The 2,839-nt window shown below is 39.8% G+C and carries 3 protein-coding genes; all 3 read right to left on the bottom strand.

What is annotated here, in order from left to right:
• Positions 1 to 1,220: 1,220 nt before the first annotated feature.
• Positions 1,221 to 1,736 (bottom strand): PIN domain-containing protein, encoded by a 516-nt coding sequence (locus QXV08_RS08610; protein ID WP_342821535.1) that lies wholly within the window; start codon positions 1,734 to 1,736, stop codon positions 1,221 to 1,223.
• 78 nt (positions 1,737 to 1,814) lie between these two features.
• Positions 1,815 to 1,949: a hypothetical protein gene (locus tag QXV08_RS08605; RefSeq protein WP_342821534.1), complete on the bottom strand. Its 135-nt coding sequence runs from the start codon at positions 1,947 to 1,949 to the stop codon at positions 1,815 to 1,817.
• A 36-nt stretch (positions 1,950 to 1,985) separates the two neighbouring features.
• A complete protein-coding gene (locus tag QXV08_RS08600; protein ID WP_342821533.1) occupies positions 1,986 to 2,183 on the bottom strand; it encodes a hypothetical protein in 198 nt (65 codons plus the stop codon).
• Positions 2,184 to 2,839 lie beyond the last annotated feature (656 nt).

Here is a 2,839-nt window from a genome sequence, read left to right as displayed (position 1 = left end):
CCCCAATTCTATCTCCAAGGATTCTCGAGAAACAATCAATTACCTTCATAGCACTACGTCCTAAGGTAAACTCAATCTACAGTAGTTAAGTAGTGTAGGTCTCCAGCCTTGGAACTTTACGATGATTTAAACGATCTTAACGGTAGCTACGATCTCTTTAGCAGGTATTTTAATGGTCGTAGTAGTAAATCAAGTACTCGGTATGTATTCAGCGTTAAATTCATTTATAACTTTCGTGATATCAGCTATAACTACTATTATTCGTTAATAAGAAGGTATTTAACGTAAGCGTCGTTGAGATCTTCCAAACACCAGTATCAACTAAGTTTAACTTAATCATTAAGGATTCAGACGTAAAGTGTGGTGTATTTGAAGGATTTCTACACGCTTCCTATAGGTTTAAGGGTTCATGGGGTATAGGAGTGGACTTAGACATATTTGCCGGGAGGTATGGTAATGAAGGTGTGGAATTTTCTTTCAACATATCTGTGTGAAGTATTGAAGAACTCTCCGAGAGACAGCTTGAAAGCTTGTTGAAAGCTTCATGCGGAAGAAGAGTATTATTATTTCTTAGGTTTATTCCTTATCGTTGATTGGAGTGTTTTAACTAGTCTAGTGCTTATTACTACCTCGTTGTTCTGCTGCTTTTCCTCGTAGTACTAATTAGCCTCATTATCTGCTGGCATTCAATATCTTAACTCATTGTACGCGTGATCCCTTGGACTAGTCAAACAATCGACTGGTTTTCATGCGGAGAATCTGTAGCGTAAAAATGCTAACAACTGATCTCTTATGCGGAGTGGCTTCCAGCGGTGGTGGCATATACTTTGACTACGCGTTTAATTAGAAATCGATTTTATAGTCTGGAACCTAGTTCTTCAAGTCTTGAAAAGAGTCAGATCATCAACGTACATTAGATTCCATTGATCATTGCATGCTTCTTGCGAAGGTAGATTTATGTGAAATCTGCATTGTGTTGAGCTGAGCATTGCTTGTTCCCGGGGGTGGGGGTGTGTTGTTGTTAAACTAATCTAGAGGTGGTTTAATGTGAATGGTTTGATAAGTAGCTGGGTAGGTTGGTATAGAGGTTGTAACATCTAGACTTATATACCAATGCTGGTATATCTAGGTGTGGGAGTTGGAGTAGGTAAGATTAAGACTAGTATTTACGTTGATGAGGATCTCTGGAAGAAGTTCAAAAATATTGCTTCTTCAAGAGATCAAGAGCTTAGTGAAGCTCTAGAAGAGCTTCTTAGAGAAGAGCTCATGGTGGATCTAGAGGCTGTAGTCAGAGAGCTTGTTGATGAATTAGATACGGAGTTGAATTTCAAACCTGTTAAGGCTATACCCAGTGTTTTCGAGATAATGCCGGATTTCTCGATCATATCTGTATCTAGTGTAACAAACTTTCTACATTCAGCCAGTAAGCTTGCTACCAAGTGTAGTAAGTCCAGTGTTCTAAGCCTCAATATAGGTGCATACTTCACTGCTTGATTCAAAACCTCGTTGAAGTCCACCTGAACCATATCTGCTTTAATGCTTCTTACAGAGTAAAGTGCTAGAGCTACGGGTTCTTCTAATCCAGCTCTTGAGAAAATGGATACTAGCTCCACAAGTGTTAACCTAGATACAACTCTCCTATCTCCTAGTGTTTTAATTAGTTCAACAGCTTTCTCGTGATATGGGTCGGCTTCATCGATGTAGGATAGAATTAGATTAGTATCTACGTAGATCACTTGATCAACCCAGCTTAACACTAGATTTACCTTGTTCTCTCCTCCTGCAGGATCTGGTTTAAACCACCATGTCTTAGCTTACATCTCTGTTTCTTCTGCTCTTCTGTAGATATTATCCCAATACTCGACCTCCTTGGCAACTTCGGCTAAACCCTTCTCTATCATTATGTTGAAAGCGTGTGATCTACTTCTAGCAATACCGTATTTAACCATTTTTATCAGCTAGTTCAACAAGCTCTCTACGAACCATTAATAGACACGGCAACACTCATATGGTATACCAGGTATACCAAGTAAGTTAATACTTAAAACTTTTTCACCAAGCTTCTTCAATTCGCTGAGCATAAACTTGAACCTACAGATACACTTGTACTCTAAAGCATCTCTAGCGCTTTTAAAGACAAAGCCGGATCTTAATTGAAGAACACGAGAGTCTTCAACTAGCATTACTCCACCATTAGAAATATTGATTACAGGAATGAGTAAGACTTCACGACCACAGGCATTTTCGTATATTCTCCGAGGATTTTTAAAGCTGAAATAAGATAAAGGATAACGAGAGCTTTTAAAGAGTCAAAGGAAAGAAGCTTAGACTACATGATCGTGCAAGATCGTCAAAGTTTAATGCTTACCAGCCCTCGAAAATACTTATCTTAGCCACCATTGAGTTATCCGATTGATTACGCTCATTGACCTTCATCTAGGTTAAAGAATTTTCGGAACTGTTCCGTTCTTCAACGTAAACCATGAGGCAGGAAATAGCATTTCACCAGCCTGCTAAGCCGGTGGGGGAAACCTCGCGCGGGTTCAAATCCCGCCCCCGGCGCTGAATCCACGAAAAATTTTATACCTTGTTCATTGTCCTAAAGTATAGGATGCGAGAGTTCCTCCCATGCTCTCGAGGAGTGGCAAGCTCGAGAGCTCTTCATGAGGTTGAACAAGACCCTGTTCTACTAGGAAGATCGCTTGGAAACTAGGTATTGGTAAATCAACTATTCACTGCTAGTTGAAAGGCAGAAGAATAACATCAGAGTACTTGATAAGAATGCACGAGATATTTCCAAGAGAGTTGCTCGCTGTTCTTAGAGCTGATCAGATCGTGT

Origin of the sequence: Desulfurococcus sp. (assembly GCF_038881575.1) — an archaeon.
Taxonomy (GTDB): Archaea; Thermoproteota; Thermoprotei_A; order Sulfolobales; family Desulfurococcaceae; genus Desulfurococcus.
This window is presented reverse-complemented; position numbering and strand designations above follow the sequence as displayed.

Excerpts from the sequence above, each read along its gene's own strand:
- QXV08_RS08605 (WP_342821534.1), bottom strand. The coding sequence starts at position 1,949 with ATGGTTAAATACGGTATTGCTAGAAGTAGATCACACGCTTTCAACATA.
- QXV08_RS08600 (WP_342821533.1), bottom strand. The coding sequence starts at position 2,183 with ATGCTAGTTGAAGACTCTCGTGTTCTTCAATTAAGATCCGGCTTTGTC.